This is a genomic window from Paenibacillus sp. JT22N7, assembly GCF_059383875.1.
Window position 1 is genome coordinate 72,590 of sequence record NZ_JBXENY010000006.1, and the last position, 18,619, is coordinate 91,208.

Below are 18,619 nucleotides of genomic sequence, written 5' to 3' on the forward strand. Positions count from 1 at the left end.
GTTTTCCCTCCGATTACAAAATAACGCCGTCTTTGAAAATCGCAATTTCCTTAAAGCCGTTGCGTTCATTATTTGTCTTCGCTTCGCCTGAAGCGAGCGCCAGCAGCTGATCCCACAGCTCATCGGTCAGCTCATTCATCGTCTTGCCTTCGAGCAGCTGTCCTGCGTTGAAATCGATCCAGTTCTTTTTGCGTCCCGCCAGCTCACTGTTCGTCGCGATCTTCACTGTCGGAACCGGGCCGCCAAACGGCGTTCCCCGACCTGTCGTAAACAGCACGATATGCGCGCCGCCCGCAGACAAAGCCGTTACCGATACGAGGTCATTGCCCGGCGCTTCAAGCAAATTCAAGCCTGTATGCGAAATCCGCTCTCCGTAAGGCACAACGTCCTTGACCAGCGCGTGACCGCCCTTTTGCGTACAGCCAAGCGACTTCTCCTCCAGCGTACTGATGCCGCCAGCCTTGTTGCCCGGCGAAGGGTTTTCATAAATTTCCTGATCATGACGGATAAAATATTGCTTAAAGTCGTTAATCAAATGCACGATTTTCCCAAAAACCTGCTCATTGTCTGCGCGATTCATCAATATCGTTTCCGCACCGAACATTTCCGGCACCTCGGTCAAAATCGCTGTGCCGCCCGCCTCAATTAGGCGATCCGAAACTGTTCCGACAAGCGGATTGGCGGTAATGCCGGACAAGCCGTCCGAGCCGCCGCATTTAAGTCCCAGCTTGAGCTTCGCAACCGGTACCGGCTCCCGCTTGAAGCGTTCTGCGAATTCGACGAGAGCGTCGATTTCCTCAAGCGCAGCCTCCAGCTCGTCTTCAACCTCCTGCGACTTAATAAACTTGACGCGCTCCGGATTGTAGTCGCCAATCGCCTGCTTAAACAGGTCGATCTGGTTATTTTCACAGCCGAGTCCCATAACGAGCACGCCTGCCGCATTCGGATGATTCACAAGCGAAGCAAGCAGCTTCTGTGTATGCTGTAGATCATCGCCAAGCTGCGAGCAGCCAAACGGATGGGCAAAATGATAAACGCCATCGACGCGGCCCGCATACATCGCATCAGCGCGCCGCGCTACGATTTCACAGGTTTTGTTAATACAGCCGACCGTATTAATAATCCAAATCTCATTGCGAATGCCGACCTCACCGCCATCCCGCACATAGCCTTTAAACGTCTGGTTCGCACGATTCGCCGAGCTCGCAGCTGGCGCTGCCGATTCCTCGCGGCCCTTTGCCGGATCATACGAATATTCCAAAAATCCTTTCAGCCCTGTTCCAATGTTATGCGTATGCACCCAGCTGCCTGCTGAAATATCCGACTTGGCGATGCCGATGGAATAGCCAAACTTGAGTACATGCGCGTCCTGTGGAATTGGAGTAGAGGCGATTTTATGCCCTTTCGGCACGTCTTCGAGCAGTTCCAGCTCCCTGCCATTTTCAAGTGTCAGCTTATCCCCTTGGGAAAGCGGCGTAAGCGCAATAATGACCTGATCCTTCTCATTAAGCCGAACCCAGTTATTCATGTGCACCACGCTCCAGTTCCTCTAATTGTGAAGCTACCGCTTCCACCAAGCCTGGCACTGCCTGCAAGTCGCGTCCCCATAGCTCGCTTAGCGCCAGCAGCCGCTCTGCTTGCGCTTGTGCCGAGCCCGCCGCTGCTGCTGAGCCTTGACCAGCGTCTTCCAAAGCCCACGCCGCTGCGAGCGCCGCTAATGCTCCGGCATCGTCGCGTACCGTGTAGACGGTGCCGAGCAAATCCGTACCTGTATATGAGCCTGCTCCATCGCTCTCTACTTTATAGTAGCGCAGCAATCCGGCAAAAGCGCGCACCAGCCGTACAGGCACTGGCTGGCCGCGATCTGCATAATCCAGCAGCGATGGCAGCAGCCTGACCTTGAACTTGCTGATGCTGTTCATTGCAATATCGGCGAGCCGGTGGCGAATGAACGGATTGAGAAACCGCTCATACACCGCAGCTGCATAATCTTTAAGCTCGCCCTCGGGCAGCGGCAGCGCAGGAATGATCTCTTGTTCGACTGCATCACGAACGTAGGGGCCAAACTCCACATGCTCCATCACCTCGCGCACCTGCTCCAGCCCATGGACGAGCGCAAGCGGCGTCATCAGCGTGTGGGCGCCATTCAGTATCCGCACCTTCCGCAGCTGAAACGGCTTCAAATCCTCTACAAAATGCACGTTCAGCCCTGCCCGGCGCAGCGGCAGCTGCTCATCCAGCTCCGGCTCCGCTTCAATCGCCCAAAAATGGTACGGCTCCGCTGTCGTCAGCATCGGGTCCTCATAGCCCCATTCTGCAAACCATTGCTGAGCCTGCTGCTCATCAGGGTAGCCCGTCACGATCCGGTCTACAAGCGAGTTCAAGAAGCGATTGTCCTGCTCCACCCATTCCTTGAACGCCTGCGGAAAGCCCCAATCCTCGCTATAGCGCAGGACGCAAGCTTTCAGCTCGTCGCCATTGCGTTCCAGCAGCTCGCAAGGCAGGCAGATCAAGCCGCTGCCCGCAGCGCCTTCGAATGCGAGAAAACGGCGATACAGCAAATAAGCAAGCTTGCCCGGGTAAGACTGAATCGGCTGGCCTTCCTGCAGCGGCTCCGGCCTGTAGGCAAGTCCAGCTTCTGTCGTGTTGGAAACGACGAAACGCAAATCCTTGCTTTCCGCAAGCTGCACCAGCGCTTCCCACTCCGAATACGGATCAAATGCTTTCGCAAATACGGTGACGACTTCCTTGCGCTCAACAGCCGCGCCATTTTCCAATCCGCGAATGACCAGCGTATAAAGGCCATCCTGCTTGGCCAAAGCGTCAATTTTCGGCTTGCCGCCTGGACGCGGCTGCGTCACCGCGACTCCACCGCCGAACAGCCCCTGCTTATGGCATTCCTGCAGCATCCAATCGGCAAAGCCGCGCAAAAAGTTGCCTTCGCCGATTTGCAGCACCGTTATTTTCCCTGCTTGAACCGCCTCGTACCGTTCGCGGTCTTCCTGTCCCAGAAGCGTCTTATTTAACTGGCTCATAGTTTATAAAACTCCTTTGCATTTAGTCCGAACAGCTTGCTTCGCTCCGCATCTCCCCAAGAGGCTGGCAGCGCCTGCTCCAGCACATCCACAACTTCATCATAGCCCGCCGCCAGCAGGCACACCGGCCAATCACTGCCGAACATGACCCGGTCCGGGCCAAAAACCTCCAGCACATGGCGAATATACGCGATAAAATGCTCCGGCCGCCAGCTGTCGTGGCTTGCCTCTGTGACCATTCCTGACAGCTTGCAATACAGCTTTGGATAACGCGCCAGCTCTGTAAGCTGGCTGCGCCAAGGATCAAGCTCGCCCGCCGCAATACGCGGCTTCGCCAAATGATCGATAACACCGCGCAAATTCGGCACCTGCTTCATAAGCTGAACGAGCGAATCAAGCTGATGCGAGGTGAGGAGCAGGTCAATAGGCGTATCCCGCTGCTCATACTCCTTCAGCGCCTCAACGAACGTCTGCTGCAAAATCACACCCGCATCCTGCAGCTCTTGAATCATCACGCGGAACCCCACGAACCGCTGATGACGTTCAAATTGTTCGAAATGGCTTAGATGCTCGGGATCGAACAGGTCGAGATAACCGACAACTCCCGCAATCGACTCCGTGCGATCGCTCAGCGCGAGTAAATAATCGGTCTCAGCCAGCGTTGGAGCGGCTTGCACTGCGATCGTATGGCTAATGCCATGCCGATTCAGGCTTGCCTGCAAATGCTCAGGTCCAAAATCGCGGTAAAGCACGGGTACCTCTGGTGTAATCCAGCCGTAATCGCCCCGCTCAATTGCCCAATAATGCTGATGCGCATCAATCCTCATCGTTGCTGCCCCCTATAAAACGATATTTTCACACAAGGTGAAACGGCTTTCGCCGTCCTTTGGCGGCGCAGCGCATTTCAGTCCGAGAAATATAGAGAAAGGATAGCAAAATCATATACTTTCCTATATTTTAAAATGAACATAAAATTGTTAACGTTTTCATAGCAGCAGCTGCTCTAAATCAGAAACCTGCGCCCGCTGCTATCTATCCCTTTGATCTCATTATAAATGCCAATAATGATATTAAAAATAACGTATTCCTGCATATTTGTACTGTATTTTGATTTTTGCTATGCTGGACTATAGAAACATTGCGCGCTTAGCCCATGCTGGCGCAAGGAGGAGTCGTTCGCTTATGAAGCCGTTTCGCAAGCCGTTCGAGGTTGGCAGCTCATTTCCTTTCGATTTCGTCTACCGTGACCGCAAGCATTGGCAGACGGAGCTGCCCGATCATCTGCATGACTGGTATGAGCTTGTCTATATTTATGAGGGCAAAGGCACTTTTTTTATTGACCAAACCTTTTACGATATGAAGCCTGGCGATTTATTCATTATTCCGGGCAATACGATACATCGCTCGTTTCCCGACAAGGAGGAGCCGGTGACGTCGACGGCGATTTTTTTCAGCACCTTATTCGTCCAGACGGCGTCGTTCGGAGATACCTTCTCGTATTTGCGCTGCTTCGACCATGCCAAAAAGCATAAACGCTACAAATTTGAGCCGACAACGCAGGAGCAGCTTAAGCTGGTGCAGCTCATTGATGAGCTTGAGCTGGAGCAGCGCGAGCAGCAGCCCGGCTATCGGCAGGCGATATTGCTGCAGCTGGAGCATATTTTGCTGCTGATGAACCGCCGGATTATTGCGAGCAGCCGCGAATATGCCAAGGCGGATGGCCCGCTGATTGGTCCGTTGTGGATGCGGAACATTCTCCACTATATTGATGAGCATCCCGATGTCCCGCTCGGCTTGTCCGTATTGGCGCAAATGGCGGCGGTCACGCCAGCCCATTTTTCCCGCGTATTTAAGCAGCTCACCGGAATGAATGTCACCGACTATGTGACGGCGAAGCGCATTATTCGCGCCAAGGAGCTGCTGCTGGCAAGCGACGAGAACATTCGGCTCATTGCCGACGCCTGCGGCTTCGAGAGCCTGCCCCATTTTCACCGCATGTTCAAAAAAGTAACCGGACAAACGCCTGCGGCCTATAAAAAAGCAACGCCAGCAGACCAAGCGTAAACGGCTTTGCCGTCCTCTGGCGGCAAAGCTTCCGTTTCGCGTAGAAATATAGAGATAGGATGGAAAAATCATATCCTTTCCTATATTTCAAGCGTAAACGGCAGTCGCCTCCTCTGGCGGCAAAGCTTCCGTTTCGCGTAGAAATATAGAGATAGGATGGAAAAATCATATCCTTTCCTATATTTCAAGCGTAAACGGCGATCGCCATCCTCTGGCGGCAAAGCTTCCGTTTCGCGTAGAAATCTAAGCATAATAAGAATTTGATGAGGGGAGCCGCAAGTAAGCGGTTTCCCTCTTTTTTGCCAAATTTATAATTGACAGAAGCGAAAGACGAGTGCTATATTACATTTCGTACTATAATACTAAGTAAACAGGTAGGAATTATATAACATTCTTACTCGTCATAGCTGAAAGGATGTTGAAGATGGAAAACAATTTAGTAGCCGCTTTTCAGAACAACTGGATATCGCTGCTCGTATCGGCAGTCATTCTCGCCGCGCTTTATTATCTCGCGAAGAAACGCGTAGGCTTCGGCACGAGGGTGCTGCTGGCACTTGGCCTTGGACTTGTCGCCGGCATTATTTTCAATAAATTCGAGCTGCAATTTGAAGGGGTTGGCACAATCGGCTCCATCTATATCAGCTTAATTCGCATGATCGTTATTCCGCTCGTCTTCGTGCTCGTCGTAAACAGCATTATTTCCATCACCAATATCGCTTTCCTGAAAAAGATCGGCATCAAGACCGTGTCTTGGTTTCTCGCCACCACAGGCGTTGCCGCTATTATCGGCCTGCTCGTTGCCGTAGCGCTGAACCCGGCAGGCACTTTTGAAGCGACTTCGCCGGAAGGCTTTGAGGCTAGGGAGGTGCCGAGCTTCTTCCAGGTTATTTTGGACCAGGTGCCTTCCAATCCGATTAATGAAGCGGCAACCGGCAAGGTGCTTCCGGTGCTGATCTTCGCCATCTTCATCGCCATTGCCATCGTCAAGGTTGGCGCGAAGAAGCCCGATGCCGTCCAGCCTGTCAAAGCGCTGTTCGCCTCGCTCACCGAGGTGCTGCATCAGGTCGTCAAATTCGTGCTTCGCTTCACGCCATACGGCGTTTATGCGCTAATTGCCGTGATGGCCGCCAAATATGGCCTTGAAACCTTAAAACCGCTCGGCATGCTTATTATCGTCACCTACATTGCCCTCATTTTGCATTTCGTGCTCGTATTTGGTGGACTCATCTCCTTCGTTGCCAAGCTGAATCCGCTGCGGTTTTTCAAGAAGGCGTATCCGACCATTGCAGTCGCGTTTACGACACGCAGCAGCTACGCAACTTTGCCAATCAATTTGGAGGTCATTACGAAGCGCCTCGGCGTATCGCCTAAAGTTGCCAGCTTCGTCGCTCCGCTTGGCGCCACGATGAATTTCAACGGCTGCGGCGGCGTATGGCCTGCCGTAGTTGCCGTATTCGTATCGCATATTTACAGCATTCCGCTCGGCGTTACCGAGTATATTCTGATCGTGCTCGTCAGCGTCATTTCGTCGATCGGTGTTGCTGGCGTTCCGGGCCCTGCCTCCATCTCGACAACTGTCGTGCTCACTGCCGTTGGCCTGCCGCTGGAAGGACTGGCACTTGTCGTCGCTGTCGAATCGCTTATTGATATGGGCCGCACAGCTGTCAATGCAACGGGAACGACGGTCACTTCCGTGCTCGTCGCTCAAGCCGAAGGCGAGCTGGATCGCGATGTGTTTAACAGCAACGATAATGATGAGCTTGAACTAAGCCCCGCTTAATATGCCTATGAAAAATAGCCCCGCTAGATCACGAAGCTTGCCTTCATGATTTAGCGGGGCTATTGGCCTTTTTCGGTACTAGACGGAATTAGCTCTGCCGTTATACAAGCATCAGCTTAGCTGTTCTGCGCCAAGCCCGATTTTTTTGAGCAGCTGGATCAGCAGCTCTTTCTCCGAGTCATCAATGAATGACATGCTGCGTGAAATCATTTCCGCATGCTTAGGAAAAATTTCATTAAACAGCTGCGTGCCCGATTCGGTAAGCGCGGCATTGGAAGCTCTGCGATCGGTCGGGCTAGGATGCCGCTTGACGTATCCTTTTTTCTCCAGCTTGTCTACGACATAAGTAATGCTTCCGGTTGGAATGGAGAAGGTTTCGCCAATTTTCGTAATTGGCTGTGGCCCCTTGCTGTATAATAGCTCAAGAATAATGAATTGCTCCGGCTCAATGCCGTGGCTTGCGATGTCTTTTTTGACATTTCCGAATACGGCCATAGAAGCTTTGCTCCATACACGAAAAAGCCGCAAGTCCAGCCCGGTGCGCTCATCTGCTTGATACATCTATACCCAACCTCCTTTCCCGTCTAAAATAAACCCGTTACCACGGTTTGTTGTACAGCGGGTAATCTACCTCTTCCGGAACGTCAATGATGCTGAAACGCAGCCGTTCCTGTCCTGGATTGCTTATGCGTATTTCTCCGCCATCCTCTGACTGTACCACTATAAAATCTTTATTTGCAAATGAAATCTCCTGCTCGCTTGCAATCGTGCCTCCGCCTCTGATGACCAATACGCCCGCAATGCGGCTGCGTCCTAACAAATAGCTGTACGTATGCTGCGCCCCGGCTTCCAATTCTACATCGACCATAGCTGCATCGGCTACGAGCTTAATGGGCGATTGCCCGCCCAAAATCGTTTTCACCGACACTCCATTCTCGGAGGTTCGCGGAAATTGCTCATGCGTATATTTATTATATATCGGCTCCCGTTTCACCGCCTTGCTTAAATGCGGCTCCAGCCAAATTTGGAACAGCTCTGCCGGGCCGTCCGAGCCTTCTGCATGCCACATCCCGGAGCCAGTCTGCATCACTTGAACGCCGCCTTCGCCCACGTCACTGTGCGTACCGAGAGAATCCCGATGGGAGCTCTTGCCTCCCAGCACATAGGTTAAAATTTCAAAGCCCTTATGCGGATGCTCGCCAATTTGGCCTGCTTCCTCGATATGTCCCCATGCCCAATAAAACAAAGGGCCGAGCCGGTTGAAAATAGAGCCTTCGCCAGAAAAGCCGATTGGCTTCTGCTCTTTTATTTTGCCCCCGTCAAATTCGCCTATGCCCTGCTCATCTGGACTTACAATCCGTATTTTCATTTGAATGCATCTCCTTTGATTGAGGATGAAAATATTATAGCTTTAACGAATCGGTTACGTTCGTTGCCTTATTAGCCCGCCAATGCGCTCCAGTTGAGCAGCAATACGATCAGGCCAAGCACCAGCAATACGAGCGGCATGCCCATTTTCGACCCAGGGTCTTTAACTTTAAGGTGAGTAGCAATGGCACCCGCCATAATAACTACGATAAGCAAGCTGCCCCAAGCAGCCAGACCGCTGTACCAAATACCCGCCACAACAAGAGCCGCCGCCGCAATTTCAGCCACGCCTGTGAACAGCCGAACGCCGGAAGGCAAGCCGTAACGCTTGAACTCATCGACCATTTGCTTCGAGCCCAGCTTCATAAAACCAAACATAAGAAAACCCAGACCCAACAAAACTTGAATCACAATAGATACAATACTCATTTTAATTCCCCCACTAGTCGTTTTTTTATTCTTAAATTATTTAATCTAATATTAGAATATAATTACTCTAACATTAGAGTAAATGACTGTCAAGAGACTTTTAGAAAGAGAATTGGTATTGCATATTAGGGCTTGTATGCAAACTTAAACAAGCAAGAGCCGATTCAGAGCGGATCTGCATTAGATCTGCATTAGATCCGGATTAGATGCAGATTAGATCCAGAGCGGATTTTGCTTGAAGCCAGCGTCAAACGTATTCCCGCTACTACTGCGAATGATATCCATCATGAATGTGAACATACGTACGAAGGTCAGCCTCATGCTCCTCGGTTCAGCGGTTTGCTCCCTGCATAAAAAAGACTTGGTGGACGCAGCAGCGCCTATAGCGCCTATTTCAACTGAATCACAGATTATGGCATAGGCGGCGGACTCAGGGGCCACCATTTCAACAAATTCACAGATTATGGCATATGTCGCGGACTCAGAAGCCGCTATTTTAACAGAGACACGGATTCAGGCATAGGTTGCGGACTCAGGAGACGCTAATGCGCTGCAAATAGCTATTTTGACAGGATAATGAGAGCAATAACGGATCTCCTGTCCGCGTACGGTCTGAAATCAGATTAAAAGCCAAAATAGCGGAAACTCAGTCCGCCAAAAGAAGGAGGGAACGTTCCAGACTGCGACGTCTCGGCAACAGCGCTCCCAGTAACAATGGACTTAGTAACACTGGTCTTAGTAATACGGTCTTAGTAACAGTGGGCTCAGTAATAGCGGGCTCAGTAACAACGGTCTCAGTAACAGTGATCTCAGTAATAGCGGGCTCAGTAACAACGGTCTCAGTAACAGTGATCTCAGTAATAGCGGGTTCAGTAACAACGATCTCAGTAACAGAAGGCTCTGCGACCATGGTCTCTGCAACAATCGAATGCGGCGGTTCCCCAACCTTGAATCAGTCAGACGAGATTTGCCTTGAATACACGCTAGACAAAGAGCAACAAGAGTAGCTGACCAACTTCTTTTTTTTTGCATTTCCTTGAACGATTTCCTTCCATAAATTTGATATATTAATGCTAAAGCCAGCTAATTAAATTAGAAATAGGCGAGGTGAAGCATGATGACGATGAAAATGAAGCTGTATCATTATTACGATGAATCTACAGGCCCATTTCGCAATCTATCCGCTCTAGAACCGCAGGAGGCCGAAAAGGTTCTTCAACAAATTCGATCTCAGAAAAGAGGATTTGCAAGTAGTCGCTCCAAGGATTATCTAGACATTCGGCGTATGCTTGAAGAGAGGGCAAGAGATTTATTCATTGTTAAGGGAGGCAAGCCTTTGCAAAAATATCCTCACTATATGACTCTTGGAGAGTGCCCTTGGCTGCTGGATTGGTATCCACAAGGCAAAGCTATCCCATTTTCCATATATGACTTTGAACCTGACATTCTTAGCTTTACTTATGGCGATTTATTTCCTGCAATGCGATACAACGACGGGAAGCCCTATCGCGGTCAAGTGTATACGATCAGTGAGATTGCCGATATTATAACAAGCTACGGTCTGCCCCAAGCGTGGAATGCCCATGGAGACAAAGGCCCGGAAAGATATATAGAAGTGCAAGTATGGGATGATACCTTAATCAAGCCGTTTTATCCCCAGAATTAAACAGCGGCTGCCGCCAAAAATCTCACCTGGCTGCAACCGCGTTCTATGATTACATTATGCTTAAGTCCACTATCTCCATTATCCTTGTCCGCGGTAGGGCAGCCTTGTGCCCGTTGTGGTACTCTATGCCCTATTATATGCCAGCCAAATTTCCTCTTCTTCGTCCGTCATGCTGCCGATCATTTTGCTCATATCTACCTTTTGCGCAAAAAGATCCTTCAGCACATTAAATTGTGCAAAGCTGCCAGCGAATTGCTGCAGCGAGGCCGATTTCGCCACCGCTTCCAATTGGCCAAGCTGCTCGCAGCCGTTCAACTCAAGTTCCTTCAAGCTGCTACACTCGGCTACAGCCGACATATCTGCAACCGATGTATGCTCCAGCTGCAAGCTTTCCAGCTTGGAAAGCGCGGCTGCGAATGTGAGATCACCAAGCTCCAGCTGCTTCAGCTCTAGCGACTTCAGCTTTTTCAGCTTGCTGAGCAGACCGATTTGCTGCTTGGCCGCTTCATCCGCGAAGCCTTGTATCGAAAGCTCCTGCAGCTGCTCCAATTCACAGATCGCGCGCAGTTGCTCCCCGTTGATGTTTGAGACGGCGAGACGGCGCAAGCTTTTGGACTGGGCAAGGGGTGAAAAATCGACAATCGGCACATTTTCAGCCGCCAGCTTTTTAAGCTTTGGCAGCTTAGCCAGTGGGGCAATATCCACAACACCAGTTCCCGTCAAATACAGCTCCTGCAAATAAGCAAGCTCCGACAGCGCGCTCACATCCATAATCGGATTGCCGCCAATGTACAGCACCTTAAGCTGCGTACAGCCGCTGAGCGGTGCAGCATCGCTAATTTCATTGGCGCTTAGCACCAGCTCCCGCACTTCACTGCAATAAGCGAAGGGTTCCGCGTCAGTCAGCCCCTCCTTAATAAAATAAAGCTGCTTCGCCTTCAAAAAAGCAGCGACCGAGCCGGACTTTTCCCTAATGCGCGCCAGCCAGTCGGCACTAAGCGATTGCTCCAGCTGCTCTGCCAAATTGGCTCCCACTGCTCTAACCTCTTCAAGTCCACCATGGCCAGCTTCTAGAGCTGAACGCCCTAGTGGCAGCGGCAAAGCACGCACGGCGTCATGGAAATGTCCATCCCCTTCCCGACCATAGTTCCAGAATACCCACTCCTCATCCCGATTGATGCTGAACTGCCCTTCCTTGACCGTATCGCGAACAAATTTCAGCAGCTCGCCGAGCGTTAAAGCAATGACATATTTCGTCTCCTCATCCCGGCCAAAATTAATGATCTGGCCCGTTACGCCGCTCGGCGCAGGCGCCATATCTACACCGAGATGATTGCCTCCGCCATCCTCGCTGATCGGCAGCCAGCCGCGATTTATGTATCGTTCCTCTATCCAGCCAAGGGGAACGGAATAATGGCCGCTTTCCTCGCCAAAGTCCGCCTCCAAATCCGCCCACACCTGCCACTCTGACGCAAGCTCCTCCAAGGACAGAAACCTTAGCCCCATGAACAGGCCCGGCCCCTCACTCTGCTCGCCGTTATGCAGCAAATACAAGCTCCGCAGGTCGTCCGGAAAAGAAAGGCCCAGCTGCGACTCCACTTGGGCAATTTCCGCTTCCGTTGCAGGCCCGTTCAACGATGCCGCCAGTTCCGGCAGCTCCTCCTTGAGCAGCTCCTTGATTTCCTCCATATATGTGATGATGCTCATCGCTTCTCCATCCTTCCGCTTGTCCATTTCAGCGATCTACTACTGTGCTTCTTGCCCTTTCCCTTCCCACTCACTTGCCCTCTCCCTTGCCCCAGCTCCTACAGCTCCAATTGCGCGATAAACAATTGCTGGGCTTTGGCAGCACCATTCATCATCGGATAAATAATGACCCGGTATGCCTGATCGCTGACGCGGCAAATATCGTTTAATACGAGCGATTCGCTGGCTGGAATAGGCAGCAGCTCGCCTGTCAGCTGATTCGTGTAGCCGCGTTCTCCGCTATGTGTAAAAATCGCGCGCAGCTCCGTATTTTGCACAATTGCCCATCCATTACCCTCTTCAAAAGTAAAGCGGATGATATCCGTCCCGTCCGCAAGGCGCACAGGCTCCCAGACGCTGTAAAACGGGCTTGGCAGCTCATGCAGTGCATGCGTCTCCCGCCGCCCGTCCGGCGCAACAACACCGAGATTCAGAGCATTTCCGAGCGTGAAAATAACCCGTATATCCCGTTCGCTTCCGAGCTCCAGCACCTCAAGCAAATCCGCATCGAACCCGCTCAAGCGGCGTTCTTCCATAACGTTACCTTGGCTGTCTAGCGGACGGTGCAGCAGTTCTTCCTCCTGATGAAGAACAGCAAGCAGATGAAGCCTGCCCTCCGGATCAAGGGAGATTTTATTGTTTTTGGGCATCGGCAGCTTGATAACCTTGCTTGACTGGATGCGGCCATCCGCAAATTCCAGCCGCAGCAGGCGGTCCGGCTTTTTATCGCTGAACCAATCCTCATCGTGGAACCAGGCTGATTTCTCTGCCGAAGCGGCATATTTCCCTGGAAAAGGACGGCTCCCTTTAGGAGCGGCATGGTCGCTGCGTCCGTACAGCGGCAGCGCTATATCAAGCTCCTTGCCATGTGAAGTGCCAAGCGATACCCAAACCGCGCCATCCGGGCTATGGAACAGCTCAGGCAAAACGCCCTCCTGCTCATGCTGCGTATCAATAAGACTGCCGCTCTCATCCAGATGGATATAGACGACATCGTAAAGACCGCTTTGATTGTCATGATAGGCATAAGCCGCAATCACTGTACCGCCCCTCGGAGCAGCAATGGCTCCTTTTGGAGAGATGCCGCCCGGATGATTCAATAGGGTCACTTGACCAATCGTATCCGTTAACGTCTCGACATTCCATGCTTTACTCCAGCTTTTCAATTCTTCCATCTGTCTATCAGCCCCTTATTTCTATCGTACTTTGATTTAGGTAGAACATCACATAGGGAAATATACCCTTTTATCGGCAAACTCTATCTTTCTCGCCAGTCCAATGTGGTAAGCTTTCCTCGCAGCGGGGTAATGGTTCAATACGACTTGGTTTATGACGACTTACTCAATCCCAGAATGGAGGATTTATGCTTATGTCCAATCACCTTAACGAACATCTGTCACAAGCGTTGGAACAATTGCTGAATGAGCATCAACTGTCTCCCGCTGCCGAAAAATTGCTCCCGCAAGCCCGCAGCACAGTGAAGCTGTCTGCAATAGAGCCTGATTTATATGAAAAGGTCGGCAACTCGCGCGTCGGCGGCTATCCAGACCTTCCGCAAGCGATGAAATGGCCGACGGAATCGTCTGGCAAGCTGATGACGCCGCTCGCCCAGCTGAATATGGCAGATATAGCGCCTGCATGCAGACAGGGCTGGCTGCCTGAAGCTGGCATGCTGTATTTCTTTATCGGCATGGACGAAGGGGCTGCGAACGTCGAGCATCGCATTATTTTTGTCGAATACCCGCAGCAGCTTGCTCTACGCCATCCCGAGACGGCAACGATTCTTGAGGATATTTATGAAACGTCGTTTCATCCTTACAAAGCCGCAGCCTTTTCAGCGGTCGAGCTGCCGAACATGCCTTATGTGGATTATGAGGTCATTGATTTTGAGGAGGGCTCGACCAACCGCTATTTTGAGCTTGCCGCCGAAATGCAGGGGGATCGCAAAACCAATTGGGGAACGATGTTCGGCTATCCGGCCGGGCAGCATCACGATGCTGAGGAGGAAGCGGCACTGTTCATTTTGGCGGATAAGACGACCGAAAATGACAGCGAGAAGGCGATGAAGCATTTGATGGACAGGCTCCGTGGAAGCCGGGAGCGGGCCGAAGCGGAAATCGCGGATATGATTATGCTGCTGGAAATAGACAGCAATGAACTAGTCGGCTACCAGTGGCAGAATGCTGGCGTCATTCATTTCTTCATTCGAAAAGAGGACCTGCTGGCTCGCAATTTCAGCCGCACCTACTGCTCGCTGTATTCCAGCTAACCTTCACATCAATAGGAGTACATGGAATATTTAAAAAGCGCGAAGCTTCGCCTCGCAGATTTTCTGCTGACGGCGAGGCTTCGCGCTTTATGTCGGGAATCGAACAAGGTGGATCTCAAGATGATACGGATAACCAGTTAGGCCCCGGCCAGTTAAGCTCGGATCTAGGCTTGCAGCTCGGGAACAGCTTGCTGCGCCGCTCGGCCTTGCAAAGCTTCATAATAAGCCTCTGCCAAAGCCTTAATGCCGCGTTCGATCTGCTCCGTGTTGCAGAAGCTAAAGCACAGCCGCAAATGGCGGGAGCCCTGCCCATCCGCGAAAAAAGCATTGCCCGCTACAAAGCTGACGCCCTTCGCAAGCGCTGCTGGCGCAAACTGCCGCACATCCACCTGCTCGTCAAACGTTACCCAGACGAAAAATCCGCCATCCGGCGCCTGCACCGAAATATGCTTCGCAAACTCCCTCCTGAGCGCTTGAATCATCGTATCGCGCTGCGCTCTATAGCGCTCGGTAAGTTTTGCTACCTGCTCATCAAATCCATAATGCTGCAGCAATTCGCCAACGACCTCTTGGGTAAAAGGATTAAGCTGGCTTCCCAGCGACAGCGTCGCCATATGCGTAATGACCTCCGGTGCGGCAATTGCCCAGCCGAGGCGCAGTCCAGGGCCCAACGTCTTCGAAAATGTGCTGACATAGATGACCTGCTCCGGCGCAAACGAATAGATCGCAGGAAGCGTCTTCCCGCTAATGTTCAGCTCGGCATAAGCATCATCCTCCAAAACGAGGAAATTGTAGGCCACCGCCAGCTCCGCAATTTTCCGCCTGCGCTCCAGCGACAGGCTCACACCCGTCGGATTATGATAGTTCGGCATGCAGTACAGCAGCTTCGGTATCGGCTCATTGCTTGCAGCTGCCTGCTTCAAGGCTGCTTCCAGCAGCTCGACCTGAAGACCCTCCTCATCGACGGGGATCGACTTGATGACGGCACCCGCTGCGCGGAACGCCTGCAAGCCATTAAAGAAGGTCGGCCCTTCTACCCAAGCCTCATCCCCCGGGTTTAGCAAAATTCGCGCGGTCAGGTCAATGCCTTGAATGGCGCCAAAGGTCGGAATAAAATTTTCCGCCCCAGCATGAATGCCGAACTTGCGGGAACGTGCCAGCACCCAATCCCTGACGCGGGCTGGCCCCTTCGCTCCCGAATAATGGAGCGCATCCGCCCGGTCCCATTTAAGAGCTTCCGCCGCTGCTGCATGCAGCTCCTCAACCGGCAGCAAGTCCGTTGCCGGAAAGCCGTAGGACAAATGAACATGCTGCGGGTCTGTCACCTTCGTTCCGCCAATGGATCGTGCGGGCAAGTTGCGGGCAAAACGATACGCTGCTGCTTGATCTCCCATCTGAAAAAGCCTCCTCTAATATCCGATTATTCCGATTATTTTATATGAATTTAACTTATCACTCCATATATGCAGCGGTCAACGGCACGGATAATAGAGATTTTCTATTCCATCATTGAAATTTCAAGGATTGGAGATGATATAGACCCATTGCTGGCCAGAAAAAAAAGCACTCAGGCGTGCTGCTTGCGCAGCAGTACCTGAATGCTTTATAAGAGCTTTGACTTCCTGGCTTACAGGCTCGCCGTCAAGATGCTCTTGACCGCTTCCTTGTCCAGGCTCTTGAAGGAGCCGATTGGGCCGAATACAGTCGCTTCCGCCGCCATCCGGTCAATGTTCTCGCCGCCAATGCCCAGCTCGCCAAGTGTTGCAGGCTCGCCAATGCGCGTAAAGTAGGCGCGTGTCGCTTCAATACCCGCAAGCGCCACTTCCTCATCGGATTTGCCGCTCGGATCGATGTTCCATACCCGTACCGCATATTGCACGAAGCGGTCAATACGCTCTTGATACACATGCTTCATCCAGTTCGGGAAGATGATCGCAAGTCCTGCGCCATGTGCGATATCATAAATCGCACTTACCTCATGCTCGATGCCATGCGACGCCCAGTCCGTCACGACGCCAATCGGCAGCGTGCCGTTGAGCGCAAAGGTGCCGGCAAGCAGCAAATTCGCTCTGGCGTCATAGTCGGAGCCGTTTTCGATTGCTTTTTCACCATTTTCAATGACCGTTTGCAAAATGGATTCTGCAAAGCGCTCCTGCAGCGGCGTATTGGTCGTCAGGGAGAAATATTGCTCGAACACATGCGACATAATGTCGACAATGCCGTTCGCCGTCTGATCCTTCGGCACGGAATATGTCAGCTTCGGATCAAGAATCGAAAATTTCGGATAAACAAGCTTGCTGCCGAGACCGCGTTTTTGCTGCGTTTCCCAGTTGGAAATAACCGCATTGCCGTTCATTTCCGAGCCGGTAGCGGCAAGCGTCAGCACGGTGCCGATAGGCAATGCCTCTTGGATGACTGCTTTGCGGATCGTGAAATCCCACACATCGCCATCATAGAGCGCCCCAGCTGCAATCGCCTTGGAAGCATCCAGCACGCTGCCGCCGCCAACGGCGAGCACGAACTCGATTTTTTCGCTGCGGCAAATGTCGATCCCTTTATTAATTGTCGTTAGACGCGGATTCGGCTCCACGCCAGACAGTTCATGAACGGTTGCGCCAATGCTATTTAATTGGGAAATCACTTCGTCATAAAGCCCCGAACGCTTGATGCTTCCGCCGCCGTATACGAGCAGAACTTTCGTCCCGTATGGCTTGACCAGCTCTCCAAGCTGCTGTACCTTCCCTGCTCCGAATATGAGCTTGGTTGGGTTGTACAATTCAAAATCTTTCATAGTAAGTGAAACCTCCCGTTAAGTAAAATAAGTGAACGGTTGTATTATAACACTTTCACTGAGTTTTCTAAAGTTATAGACGTTTCGTACTTAACTCGCCTGTATTCAGCGCAGGCCGCTTCACATTAGGAGCCATACAAACGCAAGAGCAGGATCCCTGCGAACGCGGTCGAAATCCCGATCGTCTCCAGTTTGGAGAACCGCTCCTTCACAACGAACCGCGTATAAAGCAGCACGATTAGCACATTAAGCGCCGTTACGGCCGACACCAGCCCCGCCTTCCCTACATCAAAGGCCGTCACAATAAACATCATGCCCACTGCATTGGTAATGCCGACTGCCATCCCGACGGAAAACGTGCGGCGGAAGCTCCAGCTGCGTTTGTCTGCTGTGCCTGCCCGGTTGGCTGCCTGAGCTGCCACGCTCACGATTGGCTGAGTGCTTGGACTCGCAGTCCCGTTTCTTGCACCACTCGTGATACCAGCATTAACCGCACTAACCGTATTAAGAGAATTGAGAGTATTAACAGCGTTAAGAGTAATTGCTGCGGCACCTGCTGCTATCTCCTGCGCTGCTTGGCCTGCTGCCGCAGCAGCAGCACGTACGGAGCGCAGGTCGCGCAGCCACCAAAGCCCAAAGCAGATCGAGCCGCTGCTGAACATGCAGACAAGCGTCGGAAACAACGGCGCATCCATCATCGTCGACCATTTTCCCGACAAATCGTTTCCGGCAAACAGCAGCATCGCCAGTAGCCCCCATTGCGCTCCTTGCAAATTGCCACGGGTAATATCATTGGAATAACGCACCAGCAATATACCCGCAATAATGATAATAAAGGAGCTGAGCTGCGCCATATTGAGCGTCTCGCCCCATACCGCGAAGGCGACAACGACGACAATTGCCGAAGGAAGCGCGGTCAAAATCGCAACAATAGAGGCTTTGCCCACGGCAAAGCCCTTGAACATGCTCGCATTTGCGCCGAAAGAGAGCAGTCCCATCTGCACGCCAATAAGCGATGAAACGGTGAAAGATGTTCCAGTCGCCAGCGTACAAACAAGTGTAATCAGCGCCCCTGAGAAAAATACACCACACAACAGCGCATTGCGATTAAGCGCCTGCTGGCTCGTCCAATGATACAAAATCCCCCGCAGCCCAAAGCTCGTCGCCGCCAGCAAGGATAATACAAGCCACATGAATTCCATTCCTCCATCTGTGTCTGCCCACATATACTTTCCCTATCATGACAGCTGAAAGTTAGATTGTAAATGTACGAAAATAAGCGGTTTATCTATATTCAACCTTAGGACTTCTGACCTGTACAGTGTGGACAATCCTCCCTGTTCACTTGTGGATAAGTATTGGAGGTGGCGGAAAATACTCCATTTGAACTCTGTTGATAATGTGCATAACTCTGTGGATATGTTGAAAAGCAAAGCTCTATCCGCCATAGGATGGCAGGTCAAAATGTGCA

At 51.8% G+C, this 18,619-nt stretch carries 15 protein-coding genes; 4 read left to right on the top strand and 11 right to left on the bottom strand.

Annotated elements, in window-relative coordinates; genetic code table 11:
- Positions 1 to 13 precede the first annotated feature (13 nt).
- The 3 genes from AC50Y5_RS17430 to AC50Y5_RS17440 are packed head-to-tail and all read right to left on the bottom strand — an operon-like array spanning position 14 to position 3,862.
- Entirely contained in the window at positions 14 to 1,528 is a 1,515-nt protein-coding gene (locus tag AC50Y5_RS17430) for a UxaA family hydrolase (protein ID WP_056033878.1), read from the bottom strand.
- A complete protein-coding gene (locus AC50Y5_RS17435) occupies positions 1,521 to 3,035 on the bottom strand; it encodes a tagaturonate reductase (RefSeq protein WP_494862441.1) in 1,515 nt (504 codons plus the stop codon). The genes AC50Y5_RS17430 and AC50Y5_RS17435 overlap by 8 nt, the downstream gene beginning before the upstream one ends.
- Positions 3,032 to 3,862, bottom strand: a complete 831-nt coding sequence (locus AC50Y5_RS17440) for an amidohydrolase family protein (protein ID WP_056033872.1) — start codon at positions 3,860 to 3,862, stop codon at positions 3,032 to 3,034. The genes AC50Y5_RS17435 and AC50Y5_RS17440 overlap by 4 nt, the downstream gene beginning before the upstream one ends.
- Before the next feature lie 355 nt (positions 3,863 to 4,217).
- Here AC50Y5_RS17440 and AC50Y5_RS17445 point away from each other — a divergent pair, with 355 nt between their 5' ends.
- Both AC50Y5_RS17445 and AC50Y5_RS17450 read left to right on the top strand, forming a co-directional pair.
- Positions 4,218 to 5,099 (top strand): helix-turn-helix domain-containing protein, encoded by an 882-nt coding sequence (locus AC50Y5_RS17445; protein ID WP_494862443.1) that lies wholly within the window; start codon positions 4,218 to 4,220, stop codon positions 5,097 to 5,099.
- Between the two features lie 424 nt (positions 5,100 to 5,523).
- Positions 5,524 to 6,879 (top strand): dicarboxylate/amino acid:cation symporter, encoded by a 1,356-nt coding sequence (locus tag AC50Y5_RS17450; protein WP_494862445.1) that lies wholly within the window; start codon positions 5,524 to 5,526, stop codon positions 6,877 to 6,879.
- A gap of 111 nt (positions 6,880 to 6,990) precedes the next feature.
- Here AC50Y5_RS17450 and AC50Y5_RS17455 read toward each other — a convergent pair whose 3' ends face one another.
- The 3 genes from AC50Y5_RS17455 to AC50Y5_RS17465 all read right to left on the bottom strand — a co-directional run bounded on the left by AC50Y5_RS17455 (position 6,991) and on the right by AC50Y5_RS17465 (position 8,676).
- Positions 6,991 to 7,440 (bottom strand): MarR family winged helix-turn-helix transcriptional regulator, encoded by a 450-nt coding sequence (locus AC50Y5_RS17455; protein ID WP_056033864.1) that lies wholly within the window; start codon positions 7,438 to 7,440, stop codon positions 6,991 to 6,993.
- 37 nt (positions 7,441 to 7,477) lie between these two features.
- Positions 7,478 to 8,248: a pirin family protein gene (locus AC50Y5_RS17460; RefSeq protein ID WP_494862448.1), complete on the bottom strand. Its 771-nt coding sequence runs from the start codon at positions 8,246 to 8,248 to the stop codon at positions 7,478 to 7,480.
- A gap of 71 nt (positions 8,249 to 8,319) precedes the next feature.
- Positions 8,320 to 8,676 (bottom strand): DoxX family protein, encoded by a 357-nt coding sequence (locus tag AC50Y5_RS17465; protein WP_081418748.1) that lies wholly within the window; start codon positions 8,674 to 8,676, stop codon positions 8,320 to 8,322.
- 1,114 nt (positions 8,677 to 9,790) lie between these two features.
- On the opposite strand from AC50Y5_RS17465, the gene AC50Y5_RS17470 reads away from it, so the two are divergent.
- A complete protein-coding gene (locus AC50Y5_RS17470; RefSeq protein WP_494862450.1) occupies positions 9,791 to 10,342 on the top strand; it encodes a hypothetical protein in 552 nt (183 codons plus the stop codon).
- 123 nt (positions 10,343 to 10,465) lie between these two features.
- Here the strand turns inward: AC50Y5_RS17470 and AC50Y5_RS17475 are convergent, their stop codons facing one another.
- Together AC50Y5_RS17475 and AC50Y5_RS17480 are read right to left on the bottom strand one after the other, a co-directional pair.
- Positions 10,466 to 12,049 carry an SMI1/KNR4 family protein gene (locus tag AC50Y5_RS17475; protein ID WP_494862452.1) on the bottom strand — a complete coding sequence of 528 codons (1,584 nt, stop codon included), beginning with the start codon at positions 12,047 to 12,049 and terminating at the stop codon, positions 10,466 to 10,468.
- Positions 12,050 to 12,147: 98 nt separating this feature from the next.
- Complete coding sequence (locus tag AC50Y5_RS17480) at positions 12,148 to 13,263, bottom strand: hypothetical protein (RefSeq protein WP_494862453.1); 1,116 nt, start codon at positions 13,261 to 13,263, stop codon at positions 12,148 to 12,150.
- A 194-nt stretch (positions 13,264 to 13,457) separates the two neighbouring features.
- Between AC50Y5_RS17480 and AC50Y5_RS17485 the strand changes: the two genes are divergently transcribed.
- A complete protein-coding gene (locus tag AC50Y5_RS17485) occupies positions 13,458 to 14,357 on the top strand; it encodes a YwqG family protein (protein WP_494862455.1) in 900 nt (299 codons plus the stop codon).
- Between the two features lie 164 nt (positions 14,358 to 14,521).
- Here AC50Y5_RS17485 and AC50Y5_RS17490 read toward each other — a convergent pair whose 3' ends face one another.
- From AC50Y5_RS17490 to AC50Y5_RS17500, 3 genes are all read right to left on the bottom strand, one after another.
- A complete protein-coding gene (locus tag AC50Y5_RS17490; protein WP_494862457.1) occupies positions 14,522 to 15,751 on the bottom strand; it encodes an aminotransferase-like domain-containing protein in 1,230 nt (409 codons plus the stop codon).
- 233 nt (positions 15,752 to 15,984) lie between these two features.
- The gene (locus AC50Y5_RS17495) at positions 15,985 to 17,148 is read right to left on the bottom strand and encodes an iron-containing alcohol dehydrogenase (RefSeq protein ID WP_494862459.1); all 1,164 of its coding nucleotides are present in this window, start codon (positions 17,146 to 17,148) and stop codon (positions 15,985 to 15,987) included.
- Positions 17,149 to 17,273: 125 nt separating this feature from the next.
- Entirely contained in the window at positions 17,274 to 18,341 is a 1,068-nt protein-coding gene (locus AC50Y5_RS17500) for an EamA family transporter (RefSeq protein WP_056033842.1), read from the bottom strand.
- Positions 18,342 to 18,619: the final 278 nt, after the last annotated feature.